At 36.1% G+C, this 4725-nt stretch carries 9 protein-coding genes; 7 read left to right on the forward strand and 2 right to left on the reverse strand.

The features are described from left to right. The first annotated feature begins 53 nt into the window (after positions 1-53). Genes ACKI67_RS08160 through ACKI67_RS08180 form a run of 5 tightly spaced genes read left to right on the forward strand, consistent with a single transcriptional unit; the run spans position 54 to position 1745 of the window. Entirely contained in the window at positions 54-503 is a 450-nt protein-coding gene (locus ACKI67_RS08160) for a hypothetical protein (RefSeq protein WP_407463008.1), read from the forward strand. Further along, a complete protein-coding gene (locus ACKI67_RS08165) occupies positions 496-687 on the forward strand; it encodes a hypothetical protein (RefSeq protein ID WP_407463009.1) in 192 nt (63 codons plus the stop codon). The genes ACKI67_RS08160 and ACKI67_RS08165 overlap by 8 nt, the downstream gene beginning before the upstream one ends. Positions 688-741: 54 nt before the next feature. Further along, the gene (locus ACKI67_RS08170) at positions 742-1086 is read left to right on the forward strand and encodes a hypothetical protein (protein WP_407463010.1); all 345 of its coding nucleotides are present in this window, start codon (positions 742-744) and stop codon (positions 1084-1086) included. Beyond that, positions 1079-1297: a hypothetical protein gene (locus ACKI67_RS08175; protein WP_407463011.1), complete on the forward strand. Its 219-nt coding sequence runs from the start codon at positions 1079-1081 to the stop codon at positions 1295-1297. The genes ACKI67_RS08170 and ACKI67_RS08175 overlap by 8 nt, the downstream gene beginning before the upstream one ends. Beyond that, a complete protein-coding gene (locus tag ACKI67_RS08180) occupies positions 1290-1745 on the forward strand; it encodes a single-stranded DNA-binding protein (protein WP_407463013.1) in 456 nt (151 codons plus the stop codon). Before ACKI67_RS08175 ends, ACKI67_RS08180 begins: the two co-directional genes overlap by 8 nt. On the opposite strand, the gene ACKI67_RS08185 is transcribed toward ACKI67_RS08180, so the two are convergent. Then, the gene (locus ACKI67_RS08185; RefSeq protein WP_407463014.1) at positions 1700-1858 is read right to left on the reverse strand and encodes a hypothetical protein; all 159 of its coding nucleotides are present in this window, start codon (positions 1856-1858) and stop codon (positions 1700-1702) included. The genes ACKI67_RS08180 and ACKI67_RS08185 overlap by 46 nt on opposite strands. Positions 1859-1895: 37 nt before the next feature. Between ACKI67_RS08185 and ACKI67_RS08190 the strand changes: the two genes are divergently transcribed. Beyond that, complete coding sequence (locus tag ACKI67_RS08190) at positions 1896-2540, forward strand: hypothetical protein (RefSeq protein ID WP_407463015.1); 645 nt, start codon at positions 1896-1898, stop codon at positions 2538-2540. A 21-nt stretch (positions 2541-2561) separates the two neighbouring features. Beyond that, the gene (locus tag ACKI67_RS08195) at positions 2562-4472 is read left to right on the forward strand and encodes a DNA polymerase (protein WP_407463017.1); all 1911 of its coding nucleotides are present in this window, start codon (positions 2562-2564) and stop codon (positions 4470-4472) included. Here the strand turns inward: ACKI67_RS08195 and ACKI67_RS08200 are convergent. Further along, positions 4462-4725: hypothetical protein (locus tag ACKI67_RS08200; RefSeq protein WP_407463018.1), on the reverse strand; the 264-nt coding region annotated here is incomplete at its 5' end. The two genes, ACKI67_RS08195 and ACKI67_RS08200, sit on opposite strands and share 11 nt — an antisense overlap.

The following is a 4725-nucleotide window of genomic DNA, read 5'->3' on the forward strand; positions in this document are numbered from 1 at the left end:
GAATCTAATTGAACGCACAAATCATACAAACAAAATCTTGGAGCATTATCAATATGATTAAAATCAAGAATTCAGCTCCTTATGGAGTCTTTGTAGACCCAAGAAATCCAAGAAAGACAATGCGAGGTATCTATTTAGCAGCTTTCAAAGCAATGCATCCTAATTATGACATTGTCTATCAAGATATCAATGGGAAGAGAGATATCGGTGGAGATATGATGGAAGTGGATCTGACACCATTAGAAGCTTTTAATGAATTAAAAGAGGGGCATTGGTTTGATTTTGCTGATACATATTTTTCTTTGAATCCAAAATTAAAAGTGGATTTAGACATCATTGAAACTGCTCTTAATTCATTAGAAATCCTTAAAAAATATTTAGAACCAAAATTGTTTCAATTTCGCAAACCTTATTTGGGAATAACTATCGGAAAACATCATGCTTCATATGAAATAAGCAAATCAGAATATTTCATTCTTAAGGATGGATTCATCAATGATTGAAGTGGGATTCGCCTATTATAGAGGCAATGGAAGATGGACAAGAGAGTCCAAGAAATTCCATAGTCCTGAAAAAGCAATTAGATTCATTTATATGATGAACAAATCTGCAAATATGATCTATATGGAACTTCACTGCGATGATTCGTGGGATGATGCCTACATTAGGAGGAAATGCAAGTTATGAATAAGAACTTCATTAAATTCAAGAAAAAGAAATCTAATAGACATAAGCACAAATATGCTCCCACAAGAGGAGAGATGCGAAGTCAAAAGAGAAATAGATTTAGATAGAAAGGAGGTAGTAGACATGGTCACTATCACTTGGGAAAATAAAGAGACCAAGCAAACAAAGATTCAGATCTTCAAATCCAAAGACAAACTCGAAGATGTCTTGTCTCAATTAAAAGGCAAAAAGGATGAAGAAAAGGTCTTTGAGACTAAAGAAGGCGAGAAAAAGGTCTTCCTTGTCATCAAAGCAGTCTCTTATGAAACCAAATCGGAAAAGGCACTATTCCGACAATATCGTTGTATCCCTAAAGCATCCGACTATCCATACGATTTGGAGGAAGATGAGGATGATTAGGAAAGGCAACAAAATGCTTCAAATCAGTGTGCCAAAAGAAATTGCCGATTCTATGGATAAGGTCTCTAAGGCAATCTCTAAGAAAATGAAAAGACCTTACACAAAAGGCATGCTTGTTTCCGACATTTATGCTCAATGGTTAGTATTTCAAAATGCCGAAATCAAAGCTGCAAGCGAACAAATAGCAAAGGAGGAAAAGAAAAATGCTTAATGTTATCGCATTAGTCGGAAGACTAACAAGAGAACCTCAACTCTTCAAAACAAATTCAGGAAACAATATCACAAAATTTGCTCTTGCATTCAATCAAGGCAAAAATCCCGATGGAACTGAAGACACAGGTTTCATCGAAGTCACAACATTCGACAAGACTGCCGATATTTGTGGCGAATGGTTGTCCAAAGGTGACAAAATCGCAGTCACAGGTAGAATCTACCAAAAGAAATTTATTAGACAAGATGGTTCAAGAGGTTCAAACATCGAACTTATGGCAAGTGGTGTCGAATTCATTGACATCCTCAAACAAAGTGAAGATGAAGTGGAAGAACCAAACGAAGAAGAACTTCCATTTGACCCAGATCCTGAAGTAAAGGTAGAAGCACCAAAAGCTGCACCTCAAAATGCGAAACCTGTTGCCAAACCAACAAGAAGTCGTAGATAATTAAAGTAGAATCGGACAGGTATCTCACATCCGATGGTATATTGCATGATGATAGAGAGGATTGACCACATTAGATTGTGCCTCCATGCAAGTGGATTAGTCACCACATCCATCCTGATGCCTGTCCCATTCTTTTTATAGGAGGCAATTATGAACTTAAGGCAAGTAGTAGATAAACTAAGACAAGAAGGACATTCAGTCACATATTATGTGAGAAAAGATGGTGGAATTCTTATCAGAACAATCGATGGTCAAAGGTTCACAGGTGGCACAGGAAATATGTATGCTCGTGCTATGACAGGAACTACATTGTCCACAAAAAGAGCTGCACAACTTTCTAAGATTACTTGGACAGGAAAAAGAGCAAAATCTTATATCGAAGATAGAGAAATCAAAAGACTTCTCCAAAGAGTCCAAAGAAAGTGGAATAAAGCATTTCCTCATAAGAGAGGAGAAATCCCTCCTGTCGGTCTAAAATCAAGCAAGAAAGTCAAATGGTCACTTGAGAATCGAGGTCGAGAAGAGACAATTCGATTATTAACTGAAGCTGAAAGATATGCATCAGGAAAAGCATATTCCGAAAACATCCGACAACTTTCGGATTATATCGAAGATGCAGCTTATAAATATCAAAGTGATGAACTTTTATCTCTTGCTCAAGATATAAGAGACAATGCTTGGATGATTCTTGAAGAAAGCATCAAACCATCTTATGATAGATTATATGACCTCAATCATGGAGCAGATCCAAAAGATGTTGCTCGTGATGTAAGGAAAATATTAAGAATTCCATAATATCATTTATAAGGAGGACAAATGATACATCGAATTGGAAGAAAAAATTTTGACATATATGCTATGGACATCGAATCCCACAATGATGAGGAATCAAAAGAAAAACAAGAGACCTCCATGTGGTTAGGAGCATTCATAAATGAAGAGTCCAAAGTCTATGAAGACTCTTCTTATTTTTACACAATGGATGAATTCCTTGATAGATTACAATCACTATCATCTCGCAAAAGACCAAAAGGTCAAAAGAGACCAACAACAAACATATGTGTTTATATTTATAACCTCTCATTTGAGTGGTCATTTTTGCTTCCATATGTCCTCTCTCGTGGACTTTCTTTCAAAGCGAATATTGGGAAAGATGATGAGATGTGTTATAACTCTATAAGCACAAAATCAGTGAGTAGTGTTTGGCAAGTACAATTGAAATTTGGGAAGAAAGATGGTCTTATTCTTATAAGAGACCTCGCCAAAATATTCGGTGGTGGTCTTTCAGAAGTAGCAAAGGCATTTCAGCTTCCAACACAAAAAGGTGAGATTGATTATACTCTCAATAGACTTCATAATTACACAATTAAATGTTATGAGAGAGTATATGTATTTCGAGACACAAGAATCATTATTGATGTCTTATTAAAAGAGATAGAACTTGGAGACAAAGACTTCTTTAAGGCAGTGTCAATGGCATCTTATTCGATGCTAAAATTACTTAAAAGAGGATATCCAAGAAGTGTCAAACCATACCAAGCATTTAGAAAAGAATATCCTGAACTCGGTGAAGAAGAATCCACCTTTGTTAGAAAAGCATTAAGTGGTGGGATCTGCTATGCAACAAGAAACTATCAATTCAAAGAACTTGAGTGCAAGGTTCTTCATGTGGATGCTCACCAAATGTATCCATCGCAAGTATGGTTGAAACCTCATCCTTATGGCGAAGGTGAATATTTCAAAGGTAAACCAACAAAGATGTTCAAACATATCAATTGTTGCCATATTCGAGTGTCATATGATGATGTGAAGATTCATTCAGTCATTCAACTTATCGGACAAGATTTCATTGAAGGAAGAGAACTTTATGTTTGGGATTTTGAAATTCCAATAATGTATCAATGTTATGTCAACTTAGAGATTGAGTATATTGATGGATATTGCTATCGAGCAAAGATGCTTCCATGGAGACAATATTGTAAGGACAACTATGATGCTCGAAAGAAAGCAAAAGCTGAAAGTGATGCTTACAACACATTAAGATATAAACTTCTCAATAATAGTGGAGCATATGGAAAGTTTGTCGAGAAACCACATAATGAAACATTTGAAAACTATATCAATGAATATGGAATCATTGACTCTAAAGTCAGTGAAAATGAAGAAGTCAAATTGTCGGCAAAATACACCTACATTCCACTTGCAACAATCCCTGCTTGGGGAAGAGTGTGTCTCATATCCACTGCATTGAAATTTGGGTGGAAAAATGTGATTTACTTCGATACCGATAGCATCTTTTGTGTTTACAATGAAGAGACAAAGAAAGTTTGGTCAACTATCAATCAAAAAGATGAACTCGGTGGATGGGGATTGGAAGAAATTTCCGAGAGAAGTCAATTCTCAGCTTCTAAAAGATACAAGATACAATTTGAAAAACCAAATGGGAAGAAAGAAGTGGTCATCAAGAGTGGTGGAATTAACTTCGATTATTACAAAGAGCATACACATGCCGAGGAACTTCAAAGATATCTTGCTCAAGGTATGCTCAAAAGAGATGCTCTTAAGCTGATTGAGGTCTCATTTGATGAAATAAATATCATATCATCCAAATGGATGGTTCAAAGAGGATATAGAGTCAAAGGTGGAACAATAATCGAATATCAAGAAAAGAAGATGGATGTTCAAAAGAAATATATTGAAATTTATAATAAAAACATCAATAATTAAGGTGTCGATAGTCTTCAGCATTGACATGGGTGTCCTCCTTTGATTCCCACATAGACTCATCTTTCGGGGAAGGTGGGTCTTTTTTATTTGCCCAATTAGGGGATATCAGGACATCCAAAGGGTGAGGGGGTGGATGTCCTGATACAAGAGAGCAAAGCTGCAATGCGAGAAGATCTGAATGGTCCAATCGTTCAGCTGAGTGGTGTTGGGTGATAGGGTGATTTGGCATTTTGATAAGGTAGCCATTTTTTAT

It is taken from the genome of Methanobrevibacter sp. (genome assembly GCF_045577275.1).
GTDB lineage: Archaea > Methanobacteriota > Methanobacteria > Methanobacteriales > Methanobacteriaceae > Methanobrevibacter.